The sequence below is a fragment of the Sphingomonas sp. Sphisp66 genome (genome assembly GCF_047324325.1).
Lineage (GTDB): Bacteria > Pseudomonadota > Alphaproteobacteria > Sphingomonadales > Sphingomonadaceae > Sphingomonas.
Window position 1 is genome coordinate 2,783,103 of the sequence record NZ_CP168508.1, and the last position, 23,058, is coordinate 2,806,160.

A 23,058-nucleotide genomic window follows, 5' to 3' on the forward strand; every position below is an offset into this window, starting at 1 on the left:
ATTTCAGATAGAGCCAATTCAATCCATCTGGACATCATGCTTCGCCATGACCGCCTCCCCGCCCGCCGTACCCAGCTCCTTGCCGGCCTGTGCCTCTACGGCATCTCCATGGCGATGATGGTACAGGCCAATCTCGGCCTCGATCCTTGGGACGTGCTCCACCAGGGGCTGGCGCCCCGGCTCGGCCTCAGCTTCGGCTGGACCGTCAACCTGGTCGGCCTCGTCGTGCTGGCGCTGTGGCTGCCACTGCGCCAGCGGCCGGGCCTCGGCACCGTGCTCAACATCATGGTGATCGGCACCGTCACCGATATCGCGCTCGCGGTGATCCCGGCGCCCGAAGGCTATGTCCCCCGCTTCGCGCTGCTCGGCTTCGGCATCGTGCTCAATGGCATCGCCGGCGGCGCCTATATCGGCGCAGGCCTTGGCCCGGGTCCGCGCGACGGGCTGATGACCGGCTTCTGCCGCCGCACCGGCCTGCCGGTGAAGGCGGTGCGCACCGCGATCGAGCTGGCTGTGCTCGCCATCGGCTGGCTGCTCGGCGGCACCGTCGGTCTGGGCACCGTGCTCTACGCCGTCAGCATCGGCTGGGTGGTCCATTATGCGCTGCCGGCCTTCGCCTTCGACAAGGCAGAGCGGCAACCCCAGCCAGCCAGCGCCTAGCGGGGGCCAGCCCTCACGGTCGCCAGAATGCCAGCATCCGCCTGGTCTCGCCGGACTTGCGCCGGCGCTGCCAGTCCGGATCGCGCGACAGGAACTGGAACGGATCGCGATGCTCGCGCGCCGATTCCTCCAGATAGGCCCGCCAGCGATAATGGCTGTAGGTCTGCATCGCGTTGATCGCATAGTGCATCGCGATCCCCGGATGGCCACGGATGACGACGAAATTCTCGTCATTCTTGCTGCTCGCGGACTTGGAGAAATTGTGCGAGCCGGTGACCACGATCGGATCGTCGCCAAAGGGATCGATCACCAGCACCTTCGAATGGGTGATCGCGTTGCCGATGTTCGCCCGGAACTCGGCGGCGGTGCCCTCGACCGCCCATTCGCCCACCGTCCTGCCGACGCCCGTAGTCTGCGTCGCGTCGAGGAAATATTCCTGCGGGTCGCGTTTCAGCAGCTTGAAGGTCTCTGCCCCGGCTCCCGTGAACTGCGTCGCCACGCCGCGGACATAGAGATCCTTCTCCCGCTGCATCTCGAGCAGTGTCCTCACCGGCTCGTTGCCAGGCTGGAACATGACGAAGAACACGCCCTGCTTCGCGCCCTTCACCAGCGCGACCAGCTCGTCGATGTCGATCTCGCCGCTCAACCGGCTGAACCAGCTGTCGAGCATGGCGCTGCCCAGCGCGATGCCGCGCTTCGGATGGTTGTTCGACTCGAGCAGCGCAGGCGTCACGCCGTCCCCCGCCTCGGCAAGCAGCTGGAACTGGGCCTCGTAATGCTCGGCGACTTCGGCATTCTCGATCATGATGCCGTTGTTGAGCTGGGTGCACAGGCCCGTCGGCGTCCAGTTGGTGCTGCCCGTCCAGGCCTTTTGCGGCGCGAATGCGGTGCCCGTCCGCTGCCCGATGACGACGAACTTGTTGTGGCCGAGCGCCGCCGGCGACAGGAACCGGTCATGGACCACGCAGTGCGCGTCCTTGAGCCGCTTGCGCCCCTTCTCGTTCTGGTCGTCGCCCTGCACGTCGACGCTGCCATTGGCCAGCACCACATGCGCACGGCCCCCGATCGCGACCAGCCCGTCGATCAGCTCGGCGTCGCCGAGTTCGTAGAGCGCGGCATGGAGCTCGAGCGTGGGATCGTCCTCCACCGCCTTCATCATCGCCAGCATGCATTCGCGCAGCGTGCCGCCCAGAAACGCCCGCGCCTCGCGATCGACATTGGCGCTGACCACCACCGCAGTCGCCTTGAGCTGGGCCAGCGTGATGTGCTTGCGCTTCATGTAGCGCGCCATGAACTGCGACAGCACATAGCCGCGGTTGAAATGGACGCTGACGCCGTCGCCGCAATCCGCGCTCAGGGTCAGCATGGGCGACCATTCGCTGGCGGGGCCGTCATGCAGCTTGCCGTCATCGCCCAGCACACGCGCGACGACACGATAGGCGATGGTATCGCCGAGATCCGCGGCATGATCGGTCCAGTCATAGCGCTGGAACGGCCAGATCCGTGACGACCTGGAGACCAGCTGCTCGCCATCGTCACCCGTCTCCTCGTCATCCTCGAAGCCGACACGGTTGGAGAGATAGGCCGGATCGCCGTCGCCGCGCCTGCACTGGATCGCGAAGCCCAGGCAGCCCGGGATATCGTCGTCATGGTTCCAGACGAGATGCACATCGTCCGCATTGGAGCAAACCTTCAGCCTGATCTCTGCCATGTCCGTCCCCCTCGATGGTCGAGCCGAATGGCCGGCTCCAGCCGTTCAGATGCACACCGACGCACGGACGCGAGGCAGCGCCCGAAACGAAGATCCTCCTGGCAAGTCCATGGCCCTGCACGCAAATTGCCATTTACGCTGCACCGGACATTGCCGTGACATTTGTTCTGGATGGCGGGAATCCCGCAGCCGCGCCCCAATAGCCGCGCGCAATCTCTCGCACTTCAAAATCCGGCGCAACGGGAAGTTCCACCATATTGCCGGGATCACTGCGGACGACGCAAAGAGGCCGCACCCGCGCATGGCGGATGCGGCCTCTTGCTCAGGGAAGCCGGCACGGGGCCGGCTTCGACCAGGATCAGAACTTCGCCGAGACGCCCACCGAATAGGTGGTGTCGTCGAAGCGACGGTCGCGCGGGAATTCCGGGCGGCCATAATAGCTGCGATAATTGTTCTTGGTGATGTTGGTGGCGTCCACGCTCAGCGTGATGCCCTTGGCGACCTCGAAGCCCAGGCTGGCGTCGAGGCGGCCGCCCGGACGCACCATGTTGAGCACCAGCGGATCGGACTGAAGCGACGTGACCGGGCCGGTGGCCGGGCGGATCGTGGTGCCGCCATAGATCGCATCATAGTAGCTCGAGCGGTGGGTGTAGACCACGCGACCGGTGACGCCGTACTTCTCGTAGAGCGCGCCGACCGTATAGTTGTACTTCGACACGCCACCGATCGCCTGGCCGAGCAGGAGCGAATTGTCGTCCTCCTTGACCTCGCTGTCGGCGAGCGTGAAATTCGCCATCATGCCCAGGCCGCTGAGCGGGCCTGGCAGGAAGTCGAAGAACGCCTGGCCAGCGACCTCGATGCCCTTCAAGGTCACCTCGCCGACGTTGCGCGGACGGGTGATATTGTAGTCGAAGCCGTTGATCGTCTCGACCTGGCTCTGGCTGATCACGCGATCGGTGATGTTCTTGTAATAACCCGCCACCGAGACATAGCTGTCGCGGCCGAAATAATATTCGAGCGTGGCATCGAAGCTGTCAGACTTTTGCGGCTTCAGATTCGGATTGCCGCCGCTGCCTGCCGGCAGGATCAGGATGTTGGTCGAGATCAGGTAGCTCAGGCCCGGATTGAGCGAGCCGAAGTCCGGACGTGAAATGGCTTTGGCGTAGCTGAAGCGCGCCTGCAGGCCGCCGCCGAAGCGGATGCGGGCGCTGGCATTGGGCATGAAGTCGTTGTCGTCGGTCGAGGCGCTGTACGGCGTCAGCACCGGTGCCGGCGTCGGGTTGGCCGGCGTTGCCGCCGGCGTCACCAGCGCAGCGCCGTTGATGTCGCGGCTGGTGTGGGTGTAGCGCGCACCGACGAGACCGTCGATCGACAGCGCGCCGCCGAGCGGGATGTCATAGGCCAGCTGGACATAGCCGGAGAGCGTCTTCTCCTGGGCGCCGAAGGCGCGTTCCGGCTGGAAGGCGGGCCAACCCTCAGCCAGGCCATAGAGCTTGCGCAGCTGGTTCTGGATGGTCGGATCGCGCAGCATGTCCTGGTCCGGCGCGACGACGCCCAGGCCGTTGTTCACGGTCGGAATGCCCGAGCTGTGGATCATGAATCCGGCCGGCAGGAACGGAACGGCGGTGATCAGTGTCCCGCAGACCGTGCCGCAGGTGCCGAGCACGGCCTGCTGGTGGTCGGCCTTGTGATCTGCATAGCGAGCGCCGAACTGAATCTCCTTGAGGATCGAGCCGACCTCGTACTTGCCGTCGAACTTGGCGGCGAATGCGCTGCCCTTGTCGCGAATCGTATCCTGGTTGAGCGGCGAAAGACCGAAATTGGTCGGGTTGCTCAGCCCCGGCGACGAATAGACGGTGCCGCCATCGTCATTGAGATTGGTAACGGTGCTGACCATGCCGCCGCCAACCTTCAGCGTGTCCAGGATGAAGTTCTGCTTGCGGATGTTCGAGCTCTGGTACGAGATGTCGGCATTCAGCGTGAGCGCGCCGGTCCGGTACTTACCGCCAACCGCGATCAGGTAGAGGTCGGTGCGGTCGTTATGCGCCTGGGTGCTGGTGAAGCCGCCATGGCTGCCCACCGTGAAGCTCTTGGCGGTGCACAGGGTCTCGCGATGCACGGCCGGATTGGGGGTGCCATTCGCCTGATAGGGATTGGCGTAAAAACCGTCGGCGCCCACGTCATAGGCGTTGCAGTCGCCCGTCGCCTGGACGTTGCTGAACGGCCCGCCGAACAGGTCGTCGATCAGGAAGATGCTCGCCCATTTCGAGACATAGCTGGTGTAGAGGCCGGTCAGGTCGAGCTGGAACTCCGGCGAGACCTTCCACTGCACCGCGGCGTTGGTCTGGATGCGGCGATAATTGCCTTCGCTGTTCAGGCCGCCGACGCAGGTCGGTGCCGCCAGGCCGCCAGAGCCGCCGGCAACCGGGTTCGGCCCGTGATTGCCGCTGCGATAGTCGCAGTTGAACGCGATCGGCCGGTTGAAGTCGGTGCTCGCATAGGAAACGTCGAGCAGCGCGCCGATCTCCCCGATGCCGGTGTCCCAGCGATCCGAGACGAGCAGGCCGGCGATCGGCGTGACTTCGTTGGTGTTCTTCGAATAGATGCCGCGAGCATTGGCAGCGACGGTGAAGCCGTTGAAGTCGAACGGCTTGTGCAGGCGCAGGTCGATCACGCCGACCACGCCGCCCTCGATCAGGTTTGCCGAGCTGGTCTTGTAGACATCGGCGCCGGCCAGCGCTTCGGCCGGCAGGTCCTGATAGGCGAAGCCGCGGCCGACGCCGGTGAAGATCTCGCGGCCGTCGAGCGTGGTGAGGATGTCGCCCAGGCCGCGGATGATCGGCGCGACGATCTCGTTGTTGTCGCCCACGGTGACCTGCACGCCCGGCACGCGCTGCAGCGCGCCCGCGACGGTGCGGTCGGGGAACTTGCCGATATCGTCAGCGACGATCGAGTCGACCACATTGGCCGAGTTCTGCTTGATCTTCGCGGCGGCGCCCAGGCTGGCGCGCTGGCCGGTGACGATGATCTCACCCTCATCCTGCGATGCATCCGCCTGCGGCGCGGCCTGGCCGGCCGTGTCCTGCGCAAAGGCAGGCGCGGCGCACAGGATCAGCGCGATCGCAGTGGCGGACTTCAGGGCAATAGAACGACGCTTCATCAGATCTCCCTCCCGATTGGCGGGCACTAGCGCAGCGTGCCCTCATTAATATTATCATTCAGAACTAGCGGACCAATGGACGCCCCACAAGCCCCTTTTGAAGGACGTGGTGGACGACCCGCTCACCTGTGGCGCCGCCGCCACACTCCCTCGCGACCGGCTACAGGGTGATAAATGGGCTAAAGAACGGATTACACCGTTATATCCTATTCATCATATTTATTGACGCCTGCAGGAATGTGGCGCAGTTAGTCGGCCGCGCGATCCAGGGCGGCCGACCTCCACCCCGATGCGCGGAACCAACAGCGCCGGCCCAAGCCGGGTAGAAGGGGAGAAAACCGATGAGGTCATTGCTGCGCGGCTTGCTGCCGCGACTCCTGTGTATATTCGCGTTCCTTACCGCCGGCTGGGCCACGCCCGCGCTTGCCCAGCGCACCATGCTCGCCCAGGGCATGTACCCGCGCGCCGTCCAGCTCAGTCACAATGCGACTCCGGCGAACAACGGCCGCATCGTCGTCAGCTTCACCACGTTCACCGGCGGCAGCGGCATCCAGCCGATCTACGCCAGCGACGACAATGGCACGACGTTCAGCCAGATCGGCACGATCACCGACCCGCTCTTCGGCCGCGGCCTGTGCTGCGGCACGCTCTACGAGCTGCCCCAGACGGTCGGCGCGCTCTCGGCCGGCACCCTGCTCTGGGCCGGCTCGGTGGGCGGTGACACCCCGGCCCAGCCGATGCAGCTCCGCATCTACAAGAGCACCGATCGCGGCGCGACCTGGTCCTATCTCTCCAACTGCGCCACCGGCACGGTGAACCGTTCGGCCGGCGGCCTGTGGGAGCCCGAATTCACCATCGCCGCCAATGGCGCGCTGGTCTGCTTCTATTCGGACGAGACCATCCCCGGCTTCTCGCAGATGCTCCAGCAGGTCACCTCGACCGACGGGATCAACTGGAGCGCCCCGGTCCGCACCGTGGCCAGCGGCCTCCAGGCCGATCGCCCGGGCATGGCCGTGGTCCGCAAGCTGCCCAGCGGCCGCTATTTCATGACCTTCGAGCTGTGCGGCCCCGCCGGCTGCACCGTCTTCTACAAGACCTCGCCCAACGGCATCGACTGGACCCCGGCCGGCAGCGTCGGCGCCCGGGTCGAGAGCGAGGACGGCCACTGGTTCCTCCACACGCCCACCGTCGCCTGGGCGCCCGTCCCCGGCCTGCCCAACGGCCGTATCTTCCTGATCGGACAGATCGAGAGCGGCGCCACCGGCATCGGCTCGGGCAACGGCAATGTCGTGTTCTACAACGACACCGCCGATGGCAGCGGCAAGTGGAAGACGATGACGGCCCCCGCCCCCATCGCTGGGCTCACCGGCACCAGCAATGTCTGCCAGAACTATTCACCGCCGCTCCTGCCGCTCGCCGGCGGCACGACGCTGTTCGGCCTGACCACCGACTATGACGCATCCAATGTCTGCCGCGTCTATTTCGGCAAGGTGCCGACCTATGCCTCCTCGCCGACCCTGGCGCTGAGCGCCGACGCGATCGGCGTCTCGCTCAACCAGAGCGCGAGCGGCAACGTCACCGTCAGCCCCAATGGCGGCTATCTCGGCACGCTGAAGCTCACCGTCTCGATCCCGGGCTTCAACGGCAGCGCGAGCTTCGACCGCGACACGCTGACCTTCACCGGCACGGCGGCGCAGACGGCGAAGCTGACGCTGCGCTCGGGCACCAGCACGGCCTCGGCATCGTCCTCGGGCGGCGGCTCGGGCTTCGGCTTCGCCAGCCTGCCTGCCCTGGCGCTTGTCGGCGCCGCGCCGCTGATGCTGCTCTTCTCGGCGCTTCGCAGTGCGGTCGGCGTGCTGTCGCTCGCTGCGATCCTGGCACTGACCGGGTGCGGCAATGCCAGCAGAGGGGACAGCGCCGGCGCGATCGTCTCGCCGCCGCTCCCGACCAAGTACACCGCGACGATCACGGCGACCGACACCACCAATGCTGCGATCAAGTCGACCGTCACCACCCAGGTGACGCTCTACAACTGATCCGGGGAAACCGATCCCTGACTACCCCCGGACGGCACCGCCGCCCGGGGGTGTTTTTTTATCTATTTGCGTTCGGGAAAAGCCGCGACGATCGCGTCATATTCCTTGCGGCTGATCTCGATCATCGAGCCGTGGCGGAACCCCTCGGGCATCGAGAAACGATCCCATTCGGGCACGCGGCTGTTGCCAGAGACCTGGTACCACGGTCCCTCGAGCCGCGGCGCCTTGGACAGGCCATAGCTCGCCCCGGCATATTGCTCGTAATACATCAGCCAGTCCTGCCCGTTCGGCGCGCGGATCAGCGTAGGCGCCTCGCGGAAGTTCGGGCTGATCGGCGCGCCCGGCTCGGGATACGGCCCGAGCAGCGTGGGCCCGCAGCTGATCCGCACCGTCTTGCCCGTCGTCCAGTTGTACGAGGGATAGCGCTCGTCCTTGATGATCGCGCAATAGCCCTTGCCGTCGTCATTGGGCCGCACGAACGTGTCGATTGTCGCCATATCCCAGTTGAACAGCCGTTTGGGCGGCGCGGCGAAGGTCTTCAGGTCCTTGGACTGGACATAGAGCGTCCGCTGGCTCGCCCAGTAGCGCTCGGGATCGTCGGGCACGCCTGGCACGGTCGGCGTGTGCCAGGTCAGCAGGAAATTGCCCGAAGGCGCATCGAAATAGAGCTTGGGCGCGCCGATCCGCTGCAGCGCATTGGGCAGGCCCGGAATGTTGGACAGCTTGGGCTCATAGGTGCCGTAGGGCGTCCAGTGGATCAGGTCGGTCGAGCTCCAGAAGCGGATCAGCCTGTCGCCGTCGCTCTTGTTGCCGACCAGATAGTAGCGCCCGTCCGGCCCCTTCGCGATCGAGGCATGGCCGTGATAGTCTTGCGACACCGGCTGGCCACCGTTGAGCGCGCGCCAGTGCAGCCCGTCGATGCTCACCGCATAATAGAGCACGCCGTAATGCTCGCTGGTCATATGGGCGAACAGATAGGCCTTGTCGGGATCGACATAGGGGGTCTCGGGCGCGCCTGGCGGCACTGCGGCCGGCGGCGTCGCCTTGGTCTGGGCCAGCGCAGGCATCCCGCCCAGCCCCGCCCCCATCAACAGACTCGCCAGCACGAGCCGGCGCGCGGCCCTGCGCCCTTGGTTTCTCGGCATCATGATCCTTCCCATCCTTGCTGAACCATGGGGGTGACATTTCACGCCCCACCGCATTCATAAGATAAATAAGAATAGACGTCGAGAAAGGCGTCGCACTCAGATGTCGGTCATCGCGCTTTCCTGGCCGGGCTCGTCGATGGTGATCTCGCCCAGCCAGTCGCACAGGCACATCGAGCCCATGCACAGCGCCGGCATGCCCTCCAGCAGCACTTCCGGCGCACCAGGGAACCAGGGCGAGGTCGTCACAGGGATGCAGGGCATCGGCGTCAGCACGCCTTCCGCCAATATGGTCGCCGCCGCGACCTCCGGATTGGCCAAGCTCGAGCACAGGCCGAAGCTGGGGATGTTCTCGAGCGGCACGAAGTCCATGATCGTCGCCGCGGGCAGCATGTCGGTGAGCACCGGCACTTCGGGCGGGACGATCATCGGCATCGGCGCGGCGCCGAAGTCGCAGGAAAGCACGGCGCCCAGGCTGACGAGTTGCGGCATCGCGGCCGCGCCTAGTTGGCGACGATGCCGCTGAGCGTCAGCGGATTGTCGGGCATCAGCACCTGGGTCTGCGGCATCGTCGCGCAGGGCCAGGTGATCGTCGTCGGGTTGCCGCCCGGCCCGGGCACGAGATTCTTGAGCGTGACCACCGGATCGGTCTGCCCGTCACAGGCCAGCACCAGCGCCAGCGTGCCCTCGAACACGCCGCCGCTCACCGTGGCGACGCCCACCTCCTCGCCGGAGACGGACAGGTTGGGAAAGGCGGCGACCGTGGTCGTCACGCCCCGGCTGGCCTCGAGCGCGATCAGCGCCTTGCCGATCTGGATCTGGACCAGGTTGTTCATGGCGACACCCCCGGCGAAGTCTATCGTCACTAGCGCAAACACCGGGGGGTCTCCTGGATTCGAGGTCAGGCCGAGGCTTAGCCGGTGAAGCCGTTCAGCGTGATCTGGTCGCCCGACATCATCGTCTGGGTCTGCAGGCCGGTCGAGGTCGGCCAGGTCACGGTGACGGTGCCGGCGAAGTTGGTGACCTCCAGCGTCGGCGCGCCGCCCGGCGCGGTGACCGGCGCCACGATCGCAGCGGTGAACTGCGTGCCCGACTCGACGTTGAAGTTGATCGCGCCCGACGTGATGTAGAGCGACGAGAAGCTGATCGTGCCCGACATCGACAGCGCGCTGCTGGTGTCGAGCGCGAAGGTGCCGGCGCCGACGATGATCTGCGAGGTCGTCGTCGTCAGGGTGGCGTTCTGGAAATTGATCGTGATCGGGCTCGTCATGACACGTTCCTTTTCAAATGATGTGGCGATGGTTTTGAGACTTCGGTCCACGGATCGCCCCCCCGCGGAGTCTGTTCAGGGATCCTGGGTAGCGGCCGCGCTCACCTCGCCGGCGTAGGCGTGGGAGACCTCGCATCGGGCGTCGGGGTCGGCGTCGCGGCCTTGGGCTCGGGGGCCGGCGTGGGCGACGGTTTCGGGCTCGGGCTGGGGCTCGGCTTGCTGGTCGAAGGCGTCGGGGTCGGGGCGGACGAAGGCGCAGGCGCAGGCGCCGGTGCCGGCGCGGCAGGCTTGGCCGCCGGCTTGCCGTCGCCTTCGGGCTGGATCAGCGGCACCGCCCAATAGCCTGGGCCGACGAAGCGGATGCGCTGGGCAGCGGTTGCGATCGAGGCCTGCACATTGCCCGGCACCTGCAGCCAGCCATGGAGGAACGGGGCGCTGCACAGCACGTGGACGAGCAGCGGCAGCGTGGCGGGTGCATTCTCGATGTCGAACTCGATCCGGCGCGGCTGGATCGACAGGCCGCGGATCACCATCTCCCCGCCGCCATAGCTCGCCCCCAGGCGCACCGACGGGGTCGCCACCAGCACCGGGATCACCGCCCCGGTCTCGATCGGAAATTCGAGCCGGATCGAGGCGGAGGAAGGCAGGTCGTAAAAGGTGAGATCGAGTGCGTGCTGCAACGAAGCGCTGTTCTCGGCCGCCATGGTCAACGCCCTCCCCACCCTACAGAAAATGGTTAGCCGAACGTAATCCCTGTTTCTGTCAAGAAACGAGATCAAGCAAATGGAGTCGATATAAAATTATGCTATTGACGCACCCGCGCATCGTCAAGCACAACGTTGGACATCAGCAAGACCTAAACTTCGACACGGGGAATCCCCGACGAACCCATCGTCCGGGACGGAGAGTCAAATGGCGCTTCAGCTAACGTATCCCGGCGTATACGTCCAAGAACTCCCAAGCGGAACTCACACCATTTCGGGGGTAGCGACATCAGTAACGGCTTTTGTCGGCTATTTGACTCGCGGACCCATGAATACTCCGGTTCAATGCTTGAACTTTGGCGATTTCCAGCGCGTTTTTGGTGGCCTTGACGCCAGCAGCACCACCAGCTTCCAGGTATCGCAATTCTTTCTAAATGGCGGCACCGAAGCCTGGATCAGCCGTGTCTGCGCCAGTTCTTCACCACCGGTGCAGCCGCAGACCGAGCTTGTGGGTGCGCTTCCTCCCTCCGGTAGTAGCGGTGGCGGCGGTGGCGGCAAAGGGCTCACCCCGACAACTGGCACCAATCTGGTAGCGATCGACTCGCAGAACCCGGGCACCTGGGGCGAGAACGTGTTCGTCACGGTCGATTACATGACCAACCGGCCGAACACGTTCAACATGGCGGCAACGCTCTACTCGATCACCAGCAACAGCAATTCGTCGAGCAGCAGCTACAGCGTCGTCCAGACGCAGAGCCTGCCCGCGGTCACGCTCGACATCAACCAGACCAACTCGCTGGTCGAGGTGATGCAGTCGGGCAATCAGAACAGCGCGCTGCTGGCGGTGCCCGCGCTCACCGCGACGCCCTCGGTGCTGGTACCGTTCGCCAGCGGCACGATCCTCAACTTCACCGCGCCCAAGAGCACGGTCACCGTCACCGGGCTGACCGTGACGGTGCAGGCGCCGGGATCGGATCCGACCAAGCCGCCGGCGCCCCAGACCTTCACGCTGACCGCGAACTTCTCGGTCCAGACCGTCGGCGACATGATCGCGGCGATCCAGAGCGCCCTGGCGAGCGCGGCGGGCACAATGGGTTATCCGAGCCTGGCCAGCGCCCAGGTCCGCGCCTGCCTCTCCCCCTTCGCCTCGGCGACCGGGGCGCAGGCGCAGCTCATCCAGGTCTGGGTGCCCGATCCGGGCTTCGCCAATTATCTGGTCAGCGTGTCGAGCAATCCGACCACGCTGTTCACCGTCCAGTCGGTCAATTACCAGGCCCAGCAGCTGGTTCCGCCGGCGACGACGACCCCGCCCAAATATCCCGACGGCCAGCCGCCCAGCGGCTTCGACATCGCCGGCAACTCGACCAACCGCTCCGGCATCTTCTCGCTCGACGCGATGCAGATCGTGAATCTGATCCTGGTGCCCGACATGGCCAACATGACCACGTCGGACTATCTCACCTCGGCGACGTCGACGCTCAACTATGCGCTCCAGCGCAAGGCGTTCGCGATCCTCGACATGCCGCTGACGGTGAACAGCACGCCGAGCGCGGTGCAATGGGCGACGAGCACGCCAGGCACCTTCGGCACGGGCATCATCAGCGCCTCCACCTATTGGCCGTCGATCCAGATCCCCACGCCCTTCTCCACCCAGCTGCTCAACCTGGGCGGCAGCGGCACGATGGCGGGCGTCTATGCGCTCACCGACGTCAATCGCGGGGTGTGGAAGGCGCCGGCCGGGATCACCGCACCGCTCGCCGGGGTGCAGCAGCTCTCCTACGTCATGAACGACCAGGAGAATGGCCAGCTCAATCCGCTGGGCATCAACGCGCTGCGCACCTTCCCGATCTACGACAACATCTCCTGGGGCGCGCGCACGCTCGCCGCCGCGAATGTCGCGGACGATGACTGGAAGTACATCTCGGTCCGCCGGCTGACCCTCTATCTCGAGCAGAGCCTGATCCAGGGGCTGCAATGGGTAGTGTTCGAGCCCAACGACGCGGCGCTCTGGGCGCAGATCCGGCTGAGCGTGAATGCCTTCCTGCATCCGCTCTACCTGCAGGGCGCCTTTGTCGGCGCCACGCCTTCGCAGGCCTATCAGGTGATCTGCGATGAATCGACCACGACCCCGGAGGACATGGACAACGGGATCGTCAACGTCCTGATCCTGTTCGCCCCGGTCAGACCCGCGGAATTCGTCGTCATCAGCTTGCAGCAGATGGCCGGACAGTCTTCGAGCTAGGATAGCGACCCATGCCCAGCGTCTCGTCGACAAGCCAGTCGCCCGACCCGTATCTCAATTTCAAGTTCCGCATCAAATGGCAGGGCAAGTATGTCGCCGGCCTGAGCAAGTGCAGCGCGTTGAAGCGCAGTACCGAGGCGACTCCCTTCCGCGAGGGCGGCGACCCGAGCACGAACCGTATCCTCCCCGGCCAAACCAAGTTCGAACCGATCACGCTCGAGCGCGGCATGACCCAGGACCTCGAGTTCGAGACCTGGGCGAGCCAGGTGTGGAACTATCGCGCCGGCCAGGGAATGGAGAGCTCGCTCGCCAATTTCCGCCGGAACATCACGCTCGAATTCTACAACGCTGCGGGGCAGCTGGTGTACGCGTACAACATCTACAATTGCTGGCCCTCTGAATACACCGCGATGCCCGAGCTCGATTCGAGCTCGAACGCCGTGGCGATCCAGACGCTCGTTCTGCAGAACGAGGGCTGGGAGCGTGATGCCAGCGTCAAGGTCCCGCCGCCGCCCAGCTATTGATCATGGCGCTGCATCCGCTGACCGCCGGAGAGCTGCTGGACGCCGCCTCGGCCTGCCGAGGCCGTTCGGCGGCCGAGAAGGGTGTGTACCTGGCGGCGCTCGGCATGCCGGGCCAGTCTTTCGGCGACTGTGCGACTCTGCCCATCGGCGCGCGCGACGCGGCGATCGTCGCGCTGCGCCGGACGATGTTCGGCGAGCGGATCGAGCTCAGCGCGAAATGCCCGCGCTGCGAGGCACGGCTCGACGTCGAGACGACCTCCGACGCGCTACTGGCGATCCAGGCGCAGGCGCCGGCCCGCCTGCAGGAGATCGCGATCGATGGCGAGCGCTTCGCGGTGCGCCCCGCGGACAGCGCCGACCTGGTCGCGATCGGCTGGATCCCCGACATGGAAGAGGCGCGCGCCGAGCTCGCCCGCCGTTGCCTGGTGCCGCTGGCCGGCGCCGAAGTGCCGCCCTGGCTCGAGGAAGCGGAGATCGACGCCGTCGCGGCGGCGATGGCCGAGATCGATCCGGCGGGCGATCCGTTCGTCGCGCTCCACTGCCCCGAATGCGAACTCGAATGGGACGCGCCGGTCGACATCGCCGGCGTGCTGGCCGGCGAGATCGAGGGCGCGGCGGACGCGCTGCTCGACGAGATCCACCTGCTGGCCCAGGCCTATCACTGGAGCGAGGACGCGATCCTCGCGCTCGGCCAGGAACGCCGCCGGGCCTATCTCGCGCGGCTCCAGCAATGAGCGACATGCTCGCCCGGCTGGCGGCGCGTGCGCAGGAGAGCCCGGTCGTGCTCGGCCGCCGCATCGGCTACCGCTTCGCGCCGGTCGCGGACTATCAGGAGGCCTGGCCGGGCGAGGAACTGGTCACCAGCCCCGCCGCACCTCCCGCCCATGCCGGCGATCCGCTGGCGGAGGCGCTTGCCCGACCGGACGCACACCGGTCGCCACCGGTTGCTGGCGCCGTCGCTCGGGATGGAGCGGGGTTCGCGGATCCGGGTGCCCTGCCGGAGGTATCCGATGCCATGGCGAGAGATGCCGTGGAAGCATCGCCTCCGTCCACGCCTGCTCCGCCCCAGGCACGCAGTCCGAGACCGACTGCAGCGGCAGGGCCCGCGGCAGTCGCTTCGGCGCGCACGGAAGTAGTCGCCCAGCGCGAGCCGGCGCCGGTGGAGCAGGTGTCGGCCATCGATCCGTCGGACGATAAGCCTCCGGTCGATAGCATTTCCGCGCCTGCACCCCGCCCTTCGCGGCGGCGGAACGAAGCACGAGAAAATCGGCCACGCGGAAGCGCAGGCGCGGAGACACAGCTCGGCCCGCCGTCCGCTCAGGCGGAGATGGCGAACCAGCAACCACTGGCTACCGCCCCCACCAGCGACTTGTCCTCCGGCGACGGCGGTAACGGCACGGTGTCCCCACTTCCCCCTGCTCCTGCCTCACCCCAAGCCGAAGGAGGGCCGCGCACGGGCACACCAGCCCCCCTCAATCCCGCACCGGCACCCATCGCCGGCATCTCCTCCCGAGCCACGAGCACCCCCGTAGTGCAGCGCAAGGCAATCTCGGCAACGGGCCCCGCAGCAGAAGCCCGTGCCGCGGCTTCCCTTGCGGGCCGCATGGCTAGGCCACAGGAGGTGCGCGCCACGCCGGCCTCGCCACTCGCGGTTCAGCCCTCCGCCCCAGCATCGTCCCACGCGCCCGAAGCGCGCGCGCCTTTATCCGCCAACCGGGTGCCGGAGACGCAGCCGAGCATCGAGGCGGCAGCCCCGGTGCCGCCGCCTGTGTCGGCCTTGCTCGATTCCTCCCCGCCGCAGCCGCCTTCTGCAAGGCCGAACCGGCGCGAGCGAGGGCTGGAAGCCATGATCCCGCCAACAGGGATCGAAAGCCAGGTGGAACCCGCCCCGACAACCGAGCCTCACCGGACCTCGCTGCCCCCAGCGCGAGGAGAAGTCGCGCAACAGCCGGCCCCCACGCCTGCCCGTGCAGAAACCCTTGTCAGCCGGAGCGAAACCGAACGGCAGGCCCCCATCTCCTCCCCGCCGGCGTCTGCCCCTCTCGCGTTCCCCCGAACCGAAACCGCCGCACGGACGGCCGAAACGCCAGTCGCCGCCCGCGCCACAGCTCCGCATACCGCGCAGCCGCCCCTCAGGTCCCGGGAGATCGGCATCGCGGGCGCCCCCGAAACCGGCGCGGCAGCAGCACCCGCGCCGGTCACGCAGCGCCGCGCGACTGCCGTTCCCAGCCCCCAGGCCCGGACAACCCCGCTGGCAGCATCACCAGTAGTAGCCTCACCGATGCCCGCGGCACCGATCGATGCCCCAGGACAAGCTTCGCCAACCCGGCCCCCACACGCCACGGAGCGGTCCGAAACCGCCTCGCCGGCAAGGTCCTCCCCACAGCCCTCGCCGATTGCTTCGCCTACGGCCTCGACACGGCCCGCACCCATCGCGCCGGCGCCATCCTCAACGCTGCCTGTTTCGGTCGCCACGGCCGCCTCCACGCGCCCTGCCACCACACCCATGGCGGCGTCGGCGCAAGGACCAAGCGCTCGGCCAGCAAGTCCATCCCCCCTCAGGAGCGGTGAGCCCGGCATCCCGCCTCGCATCACCGCCTCCCGCTCGCCCGAAACCCGCACGGCGCGGCACAGCGCCGCCGCCTCGGCCGATCCCGCACCAACTCGCACGACGCCCGCCCAGCCTACAGCCGCCCCCGCCTTCACTCCCCGCCCGGTAGCGGCGGAGGTCACCCCCGCCCGCACCCCCGCCCCAGAGCCCAGGCGCCCCGCCCAGCCCTCGGGCGACATCCGCATCGATATCGGCCGCATCCAGATCGACCTGCCGCGTCCGCGCACTTCGTCGTCGCGCCCGCAACCGCCGCCGCTCAAGGCCAAGCCGCGCGGGGGGCCGGACGCATGAATTCGAGCTTCTCGATCGCCGCCTGCACCGTCGCGATCGCGGACCGGCTGCACATGTTCATCGGCGACGCCGTCCCCGGCGCGCGCGTGACCACGCTCAACCCCGGCTCGGACGCGCTGCGCACCGGCGATCCGTTCGTGAACCTCTATCTGTTCCGCACCACTCGCAACGGTTTCGTCTCGAACAACGACCTGCCGACCCGCGGCCCCCTCGGCCAGGCGAGGAACTCGCCGGTGCTCAAGCTCGACCTCGATTACATGATCACCTTCTTCGGCGACGACAGCCGGCTCGATCCCCAGCGCCTGCTCGGGCTTGTCGCCGGCGGCCTGAATGCCGAGCCCTATGTTCCGCGCGACATGCTGCGCTCGGCGGTGGCGACCACCCCCTGGCTGGCCGGCAGCGGCGACCAGGAGCTGCCGCGCGAGGAGATCGTCGTCACTCCGCTCAACATGGCGCCGGACGCGATGGCGCGGCTCTGGTCCGAGTTCGTCAACGTCCCCTATCAGCTCACCCAGCTCTACACCGCCACCCCGATCGCGATCGAGTACAAGCTCCAGGTCGAGCCGGTGCTGCCTGTGCGCCGCATCGGGCTGCGCGCGATCCCTTCCCGCGCGATCGCGATCACCGATGTCGTCAATGCCGCCGATCCCGACCTGCCGATCACCGGCGGCGGCACGCTGGCCGTGCGCATCCCCGATCCCGCCCAGCCGGGCCTGTCGGTGCTGCTCAACGGCATCCCAGCGACCGAGGTGGCCCGGGGCTTCGACGCCCAAGGCTATGCCGCCTTGCTCGTGCCGCTGACCAGCGCCCAGGCCGCGCCGCTCGCCACCGGGAGCCTCACCGTCAAGCTGGTCAAGCTCGGGCCGGACAAGAGCATCACTGCGGAATCGCCCGTCTTCGCCACCAACATCGTCCCCGGCTTCGCCACCGCGCCGGCCGTCAGCACCGACGGCAAGCAGCTCGATCTCGCCATGGCGCTGCCGGTGCCCGCCCAAGCGAGCGCCATCGCCCTGCTCTTCGCCCGGGGGGCCAAGGCGACCTCCTACAAACTCCCCTGCCTGCCGCGCACCGCGCCCGGCACGGCACTGGCAGCACCTCTCGCCGGGGTGGCGGCAGGCGACTATCTGGTCAGCGTCGAGATCGACGGCGTCGCCAGCCTGCTCGACTGGAAGGACGGCCTCTATACCGGCCCTCTCGTCACCGTGAAGGCGAGCTGATGGCCGACCCCACGCTCCACGTCACGCGCCTCCAGGAGGCCGTCACCGCAGTCGAGCGGATGCTCGAGGACTATGCCCGCTCGCGCTCGCGCACCGGCCTGCGCTACGAGCAGCCCGCGCCACATGCGGCCGGGCTCGGCGCCCCGGCGGAAGGCTCGGCGCTCGACGCGCTTGGCGGCTGGTTCTCGCTCACCCCGTTCGAGCTGGCGGTGGTCGCGCTCGCCGCCGGCTTCGAGATCTCGCCGGACATGGCCAATCTCTGCGCGCTCGCCCAGGGCGACCCCGCGGTCACCTATCCCACCTCGCTGCTCGCCCTCGCGGTGTTCGCCGATCTCGAAGGCGCGTCCCAGGCGGCATTCGCCCCTTCCGCGCCGCTGCGCTTCTGGAACCTGATCGCCGTCGAGCGCAGCCAGCCCGGCAGCCGGCTCCAGCTGCGCTTCGCCATGCCCGATGCGGTGCTGTCCTTCCTCGTCGGCCAGCCGGTGCTCGACGATGCGCTGGCCGACATCGTCCGCCCGCTCGACCTCGCGCCGCAGCTGCCCGCCGATGCCGCGCTGGCCCGCCGGCTCGCGCGGACGGTCCATGCCTCGGGCACCGACGCCACGCTCCACCTCGCCGCCGAGCCCGGCCGGCGCGCGCTCGGCGTCGCGGCGGGCGCCGCCCTGGCGCTCGGCTACCTGCCCTTCCACCTCCCCTCGCCCGCCTCACCGCCGAGGCCGAGCGCGACGGCTTCTTCCGCCTGTGGCAGCGCGACCGGCTCGCCCTGCGCGGCGCGCTGCTCGTCTCGTTCGAGGAGCCGCCCGGCGAGTTCCAGCTCAGCGCGATCTCGCGGCTGATCGGCGAAGGCGGCGGGCCGCTGTTCCTGATCGGCGCGGCCGGCCAGTCGATCGCCGATCGCGCGCCCGGCGCCGTGATCCGCGTGTCGCTGCCCAAGCCAGATCCCGAAGAGGTCGCCGACCATCTCGCCACCGGTCTGGGCCAGGACGCCACGCCGCAGCTGCGCGACGTCGCCGCGCGCTTCCGCCTGCCGCTGCCGACGCTGGAGAGCTGCGCCGCCGTCGCCCGCGCCAAGGCCGAGGAGACCGCCGCCCCCGCCCCGCAGGAAGCGATCCTCGCCGAGATGCTGCCGCTGCTCCGCGATCAGGTACGCGACGCGATGAGCGGCCTCGCCGATCCGGTGCCGGTGCGGATGACCATGGACAATCTCGTCCTGCCCGAGAATGCCCGCGCGGTGCTCGGCCAGATCATCGCCCGCCAGCGCAATCGCGCCAGGGTGATGGAGGAATGGGGCTTTGCCGGCGCCGGCGGCGGCGCGCAGGGGATGAGCGTGCTGTTCGCCGGCCCCAGCGGCACCGGCAAGACGATGGCAGCGGAAGCGCTTGCCCACACCCTGTCGCTCGACCTGTTCCGCGTCGATCTGTCGCGGATCGTCGACAAATATATCGGCGAGACCGAGAAGCGCCTCGCCGCGCTGTTCGACGCCGCCGACATGACCGACGCGATCCTGCTGTTCGACGAAGCGGACGTGCTGTTTGGCCGCCGCACCGAGGTGCGGGATTCGCACGACCATTATGCCAATCTCGAGGTCGGCTATCTGCTCCAGCGGATCGAGGCGTTCCGCGGCATCGCCGTCCTCACCACCAACCTGGCCAATGCGATCGACGACGCCTTTGCCCGCCGCTTCGCCTTCAGCCTGCACTTCGAATTTCCCTCGGTCGAGGAGCGCCAGCGCATCTGGCGCGGCGCCTTCCCCGCCGCGGCACCGGCATCCGCGCTCGACTGGGACCGGCTGGCGCGGCTGACGCTCACCGGCGGCCAGATCCGCGTCGTCTCGATCAACGCCGCGATGCTCGCATCGGAGGAGGAAAGCGACATATCGATGCGCCACATCGCCCGCGCGCTCGAAAGCGAATATGCCAAGCAGCGCCGACGCGTGCCTGCCGGCGAGCTTGCGGACTGGCCGGCATGAACCGCCTGCCCGCCAATCTCGCCGCCGCGGTGGACGCCGCGATCGCCCGCGATCCGCGCATCCGCAACCGGCTCGCCGGGCTCGACGCCGCCCAGCGCGACCATGTCCGCCGCACCATCGCCGAGGCGATCCAGGCGAAGCTGCGGGCCGGCGGAGGCACGCAATGACGCCCTATCCCAATAGTCCCCATGTCCTGAAGGCCGGGCTGATCAGCATGGGCGGCACCATTCCCGTGCCCCGGCTGATCGTGCTGCAATACAATCCCGCCGAGCTGACCCGCCAGCTCGCCCCCGACTTCGAGAAGACCGGAGACACGCCCACCGGCACCAATTTGCTTGCCGGCCCCGCCAAGGAGACGATCCAGATGACCGCGCGGATCAGCGCGGTCGATCAGCTGGAAAGCAACGACGCGACCGCGATGATGTTCGGCATCCATCCCCAGCTCGCCACGCTGGAGATGATGCTGTTCCCGACGACCAGCTCGATCGTCCAGGGGCTCGCCCAGATGGCGCTCGGCATGCTCGAGATCGTGCCGCCGGAATCGCCGCTCACCGTGTTCGTCTGGGGACCGCAGCGCGTGCTGCCCGTCCAGATCACCAGCTACAGCGTCACCGAGACGATGCACGACACGCGCCTCAATCCGATCGACGCCAATGTGACGATGGACATGAAGGTGCTGACCTATCAGGATTTCTCGCCCAGCCAGACCGGATTCTACCTCTATCTCGCCAATCTCGCCGAGCGCGAGCTGATGTCGGCGCTGGGCACGGTGCAGAGCGGCGCGAGCATCATCTCGGGAGCCCTGTCTGCATGATTGGGCGCCGGCTCACCCGCTATCCGCTGCAGATCGACCAGGCGGCGCCGGGCAAGCTGGTGCGCACCCGTACCCGCCACGTCCCGGCGGCGAGCGCGCCCACGCCGTCGCCTACCCCTACGCCGGGCCAGCCGAGCCTGGCCGATGCCAAGGACGCGGTGCCCTATCTGGCGCGCACGCTCCTTCCGCTGGCGAGCAGCTTCAACCGGCAGACCACCTACACGATCCAGGCCGGCGACCGGCTCGACAACGTCTCGGCCCGGCTGCTCGGCGATCCGATGCTCTACTGGATGCTGCTCGAGGCGAACAATGTGAGTGATCCGGCGATGCTCTGCGCGTCGCCGGGCCGCAAGATCATCGTCCCTGCGCTGGTCGGCCAGAGCGGCGATCCATTCGACCAGCCCCAGGCCTCGCGCCGCGGCACCGCCGCCGCGCCGACCGACCAGACCGACGATCTCGAGGAAAGCGCATGAGCTTCCCCGTCGGCATCCAGCTTGCGGTGATGGCGGGCAACCAGGAGGAGCCGACCCCGATCGGCCCGGCCATGGCCGATCTGCTGATCGATGCGGAGGTGACCGAAGTCGCCGACGGCCAGGCCGCGTTCCGCCTCAGCTTCGGGGCGCAGCGCACCGACAATGGCAGCGGGACGCAGGTCTCGGTGCTGTCCGACGGGCGTTTCTCGCCGGGCAATCGCGTGCTGATCATGGCGATGCAGGCGGCGCTGCCGACGGTGCTGATCGACGGGCTGATCACCGACATCTGGCTCGATCCGGCCCGGGACCCGAGCCAGAGCCGCATCGTGATCAGCGGCGCGGATCTCAGCGTCGCGATGGACCTTACCGAGAAGATCCGCGGCTATCCCGACATGGACGACGAGATGATCGTGCTCGAGATTCTCGCCGAGTATGAGCGCTTCGCGATCGTGCCCGAGACGATCCCGCCGGTGGAGTCCGATTTCCCGACGATCGTCCAGCGCACCCCGATCCAGCACGGCACCGACCTCGAATATCTCTACGACCTGGCCAACCGCTACGGCTATGTCTTCACGCTGCGCCCGGGCGCGGTGCCCATGACCAACACCGCCTATTGGGGGCCGCCCAAGCGCGTCGGCGTCCCCGCGCCCGCACTCACCATCGGCAACAACACCTTCAACAATGTCGACCAGATGACCTTCACCCAGGACGGGCGCGCCGCCTTCCAGGTCTCCGGGCTGATCCCCGGCCCGCTCGAGGCAACGCCGGCGCTGCCGGTGATGGCGCTCGAACCCACGCTGCTCCCGCCGCTGGCGCTCAAGAGCCCGTTCCCGATCTCCTCGCTGCTCGGCATGAAGCTGCCGACCGGGTCGGACGGCTTTGACGAGATCCGCGCGATGGGCTTTGCCCAGGGCCGGGTGAACAAGTCCTCCACCGCCGTCGCCAAGGCGGAGGGCGTGCTCAATGTCGAGAAATATGGCTCGATCCTGCGGGCCGGCGGGCTGGTCGGCGTGCGTGGCGCGGGCACGACCTTCGATGGCAACTGGAGCGTCTCGGAAGTACATCACAAGCTCAAGCGGAACGAGTACAAGCAGGCGTTCAAGCTCGAGCGAGACGGCACCGACCCACTGCTTCCGGTGGTGGTGCCATGAGCACGGGGCGCAGCCGGGGAGGCATGGATGAAGCAGTTCTGGGGCAAGTATCGCGGGATCGTCGTGGACAACGAGGATCCGCTGATGCTCGGCCGGCTGCAGGTGATGGTGCCGATGGTGCTGGGCGAGGTGGTGAGCGCCTGGGCGATGCCCTGCGTCCCCTATGCCGGGATGCAGGTGGGCTTCTACATGATGCCCCCGGTCGGCGCGGCCCTGTGGGTGGAGTTCGAGGGCGGCGACCCGGACTATCCGATCTGGTCGGGCTGCTTCTGGCGCGAGGGCGAACGCCCGATCGAGGCCGAGCTGCCGACGATGCGGATGATCCAGACCAGCTCGGGCAAGCTGCTGTTCAACGACCTGCCGGGCGAGGGCGGCTTCACCCTGACGGTGACCGATCCCGCCGTGGCGGTGCCGGTGGTGGTCAGCGGATCGAGCACCGGGGTGGTGATCAGCCTCGCCGAGATCCGCATCACGATGAACGAATCCGGGGTCAACATCCTCGCCGAGCCGGGCACGCTGGCGGTGACGATGGAGGGCTTCACCATCGCCCATGGCTCGGCGATGGTGAACGGCGTCGAGCCCGAGGTGACGATCAACGAGGGCGGCCTGACGGTGCTGTAGCGGCCCGCGCGCGCGTCCGGGAGGCCGTACGGTGACCGGCTATCTGAGCTTCCCCTATCAGATCGACGGATCGGGCCAGACCGCCACGACCGATCTCTCGGTCTATGTGCAGAACCTGATCCTGCTCGTGCTGGAGACCAATCCGGGCGAGCGGGTCAACCGCCCCGATTTCGGCGGCGGGCTCAAGCAGCTCGTCTTCGGCGGGATGGATGCGGCGCTGGCGAGCGCGGCGGAGACGCTGGTGCGCAGCAAGCTGCTCCAGTTCCTCGGCGACGCGATCTCGATCAACACGCTCACCGTGACGATGGGCCGGGAGTCGGTGACCGTCGATCTCACCTATTTCGTCACCCACAGCCAGACGGCGGCGGCCACCTCGGTCACCGTGCCGTTGCCCGGCCACAGCCTGAACCCGCAGGGCAGCAGCGGCAGCCCCAGCGTCTCGATCTCGGGCGCCTGAGC

Annotated in this window: 22 protein-coding genes; 14 read left to right on the top strand and 8 right to left on the bottom strand. The window is 67.6% G+C overall.

Going from position 1 to position 23,058, the window contains the following annotated elements; all coding sequences use genetic code 11:
* The first annotated feature begins 36 nt into the window (after nucleotides 1-36).
* Nucleotides 37-660 (top strand): YczE/YyaS/YitT family protein, encoded by a 624-nt coding sequence (locus tag ACEN8G_RS12935; protein WP_413415841.1) that lies wholly within the window; start codon nucleotides 37-39, stop codon nucleotides 658-660.
* 13 nt (nucleotides 661-673) lie between these two features.
* Here the strand turns inward: ACEN8G_RS12935 and ACEN8G_RS12940 are convergent, their stop codons facing one another.
* Nucleotides 674-2,371 (bottom strand): phospholipase D-like domain-containing protein, encoded by a 1,698-nt coding sequence (locus ACEN8G_RS12940; protein WP_413415842.1) that lies wholly within the window; start codon nucleotides 2,369-2,371, stop codon nucleotides 674-676.
* A 358-nt stretch (nucleotides 2,372-2,729) separates the two neighbouring features.
* Nucleotides 2,730-5,531 (bottom strand): TonB-dependent receptor, encoded by a 2,802-nt coding sequence (locus ACEN8G_RS12945; protein WP_413415843.1) that lies wholly within the window; start codon nucleotides 5,529-5,531, stop codon nucleotides 2,730-2,732.
* Nucleotides 5,532-5,872: 341 nt separating this feature from the next.
* Here ACEN8G_RS12945 and ACEN8G_RS12950 point away from each other — a divergent pair, with 341 nt between their 5' ends.
* A complete protein-coding gene (locus tag ACEN8G_RS12950) occupies nucleotides 5,873-7,567 on the top strand; it encodes a sialidase family protein (protein WP_413415844.1) in 1,695 nt (564 codons plus the stop codon).
* 62 nt (nucleotides 7,568-7,629) lie between these two features.
* Here ACEN8G_RS12950 and ACEN8G_RS12955 read toward each other — a convergent pair whose 3' ends face one another.
* From ACEN8G_RS12955 to ACEN8G_RS12975, 5 genes are all read right to left on the bottom strand, one after another.
* Nucleotides 7,630-8,634, bottom strand: a complete 1,005-nt coding sequence (locus tag ACEN8G_RS12955) for a family 43 glycosylhydrolase (protein ID WP_413415846.1) — start codon at nucleotides 8,632-8,634, stop codon at nucleotides 7,630-7,632.
* Between the two features lie 177 nt (nucleotides 8,635-8,811).
* Complete coding sequence (locus tag ACEN8G_RS12960; RefSeq protein ID WP_307120344.1) at nucleotides 8,812-9,204, bottom strand: DUF4280 domain-containing protein; 393 nt, start codon at nucleotides 9,202-9,204, stop codon at nucleotides 8,812-8,814.
* An 11-nt stretch (nucleotides 9,205-9,215) separates the two neighbouring features.
* Nucleotides 9,216-9,590, bottom strand: coding sequence for a hypothetical protein (locus tag ACEN8G_RS12965; RefSeq protein ID WP_413415847.1), 375 nt, complete (start codon nucleotides 9,588-9,590; stop codon nucleotides 9,216-9,218).
* 35 nt (nucleotides 9,591-9,625) lie between these two features.
* Nucleotides 9,626-9,982: a hypothetical protein gene (locus ACEN8G_RS12970; protein WP_413415849.1), complete on the bottom strand. Its 357-nt coding sequence runs from the start codon at nucleotides 9,980-9,982 to the stop codon at nucleotides 9,626-9,628.
* Nucleotides 9,983-10,083: 101 nt separating this feature from the next.
* Entirely contained in the window at nucleotides 10,084-10,686 is a 603-nt protein-coding gene (locus ACEN8G_RS12975) for a hypothetical protein (RefSeq protein WP_413415851.1), read from the bottom strand.
* Nucleotides 10,687-11,035: 349 nt separating this feature from the next.
* On the opposite strand from ACEN8G_RS12975, the gene ACEN8G_RS12980 reads away from it, so the two are divergent.
* The 3 genes from ACEN8G_RS12980 to ACEN8G_RS12990 are packed head-to-tail and all read left to right on the top strand — an operon-like array spanning nucleotide 11,036 to nucleotide 14,186.
* Complete coding sequence (locus ACEN8G_RS12980) at nucleotides 11,036-12,928, top strand: phage tail sheath family protein (protein ID WP_413415852.1); 1,893 nt, start codon at nucleotides 11,036-11,038, stop codon at nucleotides 12,926-12,928.
* Between the two features lie 11 nt (nucleotides 12,929-12,939).
* The gene (locus ACEN8G_RS12985) at nucleotides 12,940-13,452 is read left to right on the top strand and encodes a phage tail protein (protein ID WP_413415853.1); all 513 of its coding nucleotides are present in this window, start codon (nucleotides 12,940-12,942) and stop codon (nucleotides 13,450-13,452) included.
* Between the two features lie 2 nt (nucleotides 13,453-13,454).
* Nucleotides 13,455-14,186, top strand: coding sequence for a hypothetical protein (locus ACEN8G_RS12990; protein WP_413415854.1), 732 nt, complete (start codon nucleotides 13,455-13,457; stop codon nucleotides 14,184-14,186).
* Nucleotides 14,187-15,105: 919 nt separating this feature from the next.
* Here the strand turns inward: ACEN8G_RS12990 and ACEN8G_RS12995 are convergent.
* Nucleotides 15,106-15,300 (bottom strand): hypothetical protein, encoded by a 195-nt coding sequence (locus tag ACEN8G_RS12995; protein ID WP_413415855.1) that lies wholly within the window; start codon nucleotides 15,298-15,300, stop codon nucleotides 15,106-15,108.
* 1,050 nt (nucleotides 15,301-16,350) lie between these two features.
* Between ACEN8G_RS12995 and ACEN8G_RS13000 the strand changes: the two genes are divergently transcribed.
* From ACEN8G_RS13000 to ACEN8G_RS13040, 9 genes are all read left to right on the top strand, one after another.
* Nucleotides 16,351-17,571 (top strand): Pvc16 family protein, encoded by a 1,221-nt coding sequence (locus ACEN8G_RS13000; protein ID WP_413416991.1) that lies wholly within the window; start codon nucleotides 16,351-16,353, stop codon nucleotides 17,569-17,571.
* The gene (locus ACEN8G_RS13005; protein ID WP_413740580.1) at nucleotides 17,571-18,407 is read left to right on the top strand and encodes a hypothetical protein; all 837 of its coding nucleotides are present in this window, start codon (nucleotides 17,571-17,573) and stop codon (nucleotides 18,405-18,407) included. The genes ACEN8G_RS13000 and ACEN8G_RS13005 overlap by 1 nt, the downstream gene beginning before the upstream one ends.
* 74 nt (nucleotides 18,408-18,481) lie before the next feature.
* Nucleotides 18,482-19,540, top strand: coding sequence for an ATP-binding protein (locus ACEN8G_RS13010; protein ID WP_413740581.1), 1,059 nt, complete (start codon nucleotides 18,482-18,484; stop codon nucleotides 19,538-19,540).
* Complete coding sequence (locus ACEN8G_RS13015; protein ID WP_307120335.1) at nucleotides 19,537-19,707, top strand: hypothetical protein; 171 nt, start codon at nucleotides 19,537-19,539, stop codon at nucleotides 19,705-19,707. The genes ACEN8G_RS13010 and ACEN8G_RS13015 overlap by 4 nt, the downstream gene beginning before the upstream one ends.
* Nucleotides 19,704-20,354, top strand: coding sequence for a hypothetical protein (locus ACEN8G_RS13020; RefSeq protein WP_307120334.1), 651 nt, complete (start codon nucleotides 19,704-19,706; stop codon nucleotides 20,352-20,354). Before ACEN8G_RS13015 ends, ACEN8G_RS13020 begins: the two co-directional genes overlap by 4 nt.
* Complete coding sequence (locus tag ACEN8G_RS13025; protein ID WP_413416995.1) at nucleotides 20,351-20,827, top strand: LysM peptidoglycan-binding domain-containing protein; 477 nt, start codon at nucleotides 20,351-20,353, stop codon at nucleotides 20,825-20,827. Before ACEN8G_RS13020 ends, ACEN8G_RS13025 begins: the two co-directional genes overlap by 4 nt.
* A complete protein-coding gene (locus ACEN8G_RS13030; protein ID WP_413416997.1) occupies nucleotides 20,824-21,978 on the top strand; it encodes a phage late control D family protein in 1,155 nt (384 codons plus the stop codon). The genes ACEN8G_RS13025 and ACEN8G_RS13030 overlap by 4 nt, the downstream gene beginning before the upstream one ends.
* 27 nt (nucleotides 21,979-22,005) lie before the next feature.
* Nucleotides 22,006-22,599 (top strand): phage baseplate assembly protein V, encoded by a 594-nt coding sequence (locus ACEN8G_RS13035; RefSeq protein ID WP_307120331.1) that lies wholly within the window; start codon nucleotides 22,006-22,008, stop codon nucleotides 22,597-22,599.
* A 31-nt stretch (nucleotides 22,600-22,630) separates the two neighbouring features.
* Nucleotides 22,631-23,056 carry a GPW/gp25 family protein gene (locus tag ACEN8G_RS13040; RefSeq protein WP_307120330.1) on the top strand — a complete coding sequence of 142 codons (426 nt, stop codon included), beginning with the start codon at nucleotides 22,631-22,633 and terminating at the stop codon, nucleotides 23,054-23,056.
* Nucleotides 23,057-23,058 lie beyond the last annotated feature (2 nt).

What these genes read in the sequence shown, in the direction of transcription:
- ACEN8G_RS13035 (WP_307120331.1), top strand. Translation starts at nt 22,006, where the DNA reads ATGAAGCAGTTCTGGGGCAAGTATCGCGGGATCGTCGTGGACAACGAG.
- ACEN8G_RS12960 (WP_307120344.1), bottom strand. Translation starts at nt 9,204, where the DNA reads ATGCCGCAACTCGTCAGCCTGGGCGCCGTGCTTTCCTGCGACTTCGGC.
- ACEN8G_RS12945 (WP_413415843.1), bottom strand. Translation starts at nt 5,531, where the DNA reads ATGAAGCGTCGTTCTATTGCCCTGAAGTCCGCCACTGCGATCGCGCTG.
- ACEN8G_RS13000 (WP_413416991.1), top strand. Translation starts at nt 16,351, where the DNA reads ATGAATTCGAGCTTCTCGATCGCCGCCTGCACCGTCGCGATCGCGGAC.
- ACEN8G_RS12995 (WP_413415855.1), bottom strand. Translation starts at nt 15,300, where the DNA reads ATGGCTTCCAGCCCTCGCTCGCGCCGGTTCGGCCTTGCAGAAGGCGGC.
- ACEN8G_RS13005 (WP_413740580.1), top strand. Translation starts at nt 17,571, where the DNA reads ATGGCCGACCCCACGCTCCACGTCACGCGCCTCCAGGAGGCCGTCACC.
- ACEN8G_RS12975 (WP_413415851.1), bottom strand. Translation starts at nt 10,686, where the DNA reads ATGGCGGCCGAGAACAGCGCTTCGTTGCAGCACGCACTCGATCTCACC.
- ACEN8G_RS13030 (WP_413416997.1), top strand. Translation starts at nt 20,824, where the DNA reads ATGAGCTTCCCCGTCGGCATCCAGCTTGCGGTGATGGCGGGCAACCAG.
- ACEN8G_RS12990 (WP_413415854.1), top strand. Translation starts at nt 13,455, where the DNA reads ATGGCGCTGCATCCGCTGACCGCCGGAGAGCTGCTGGACGCCGCCTCG.
- ACEN8G_RS12955 (WP_413415846.1), bottom strand. Translation starts at nt 8,634, where the DNA reads ATGCCTGCGCTGGCCCAGACCAAGGCGACGCCGCCGGCCGCAGTGCCG.
- ACEN8G_RS12970 (WP_413415849.1), bottom strand. Translation starts at nt 9,982, where the DNA reads ATGACGAGCCCGATCACGATCAATTTCCAGAACGCCACCCTGACGACG.
- ACEN8G_RS12940 (WP_413415842.1), bottom strand. Translation starts at nt 2,371, where the DNA reads ATGGCAGAGATCAGGCTGAAGGTTTGCTCCAATGCGGACGATGTGCAT.
- ACEN8G_RS12950 (WP_413415844.1), top strand. Translation starts at nt 5,873, where the DNA reads ATGAGGTCATTGCTGCGCGGCTTGCTGCCGCGACTCCTGTGTATATTC.
- ACEN8G_RS12985 (WP_413415853.1), top strand. Translation starts at nt 12,940, where the DNA reads ATGCCCAGCGTCTCGTCGACAAGCCAGTCGCCCGACCCGTATCTCAAT.
- ACEN8G_RS13020 (WP_307120334.1), top strand. Translation starts at nt 19,704, where the DNA reads ATGACGCCCTATCCCAATAGTCCCCATGTCCTGAAGGCCGGGCTGATC.
- ACEN8G_RS13025 (WP_413416995.1), top strand. Translation starts at nt 20,351, where the DNA reads ATGATTGGGCGCCGGCTCACCCGCTATCCGCTGCAGATCGACCAGGCG.
- ACEN8G_RS13015 (WP_307120335.1), top strand. Translation starts at nt 19,537, where the DNA reads ATGAACCGCCTGCCCGCCAATCTCGCCGCCGCGGTGGACGCCGCGATC.
- ACEN8G_RS12935 (WP_413415841.1), top strand. Translation starts at nt 37, where the DNA reads ATGCTTCGCCATGACCGCCTCCCCGCCCGCCGTACCCAGCTCCTTGCC.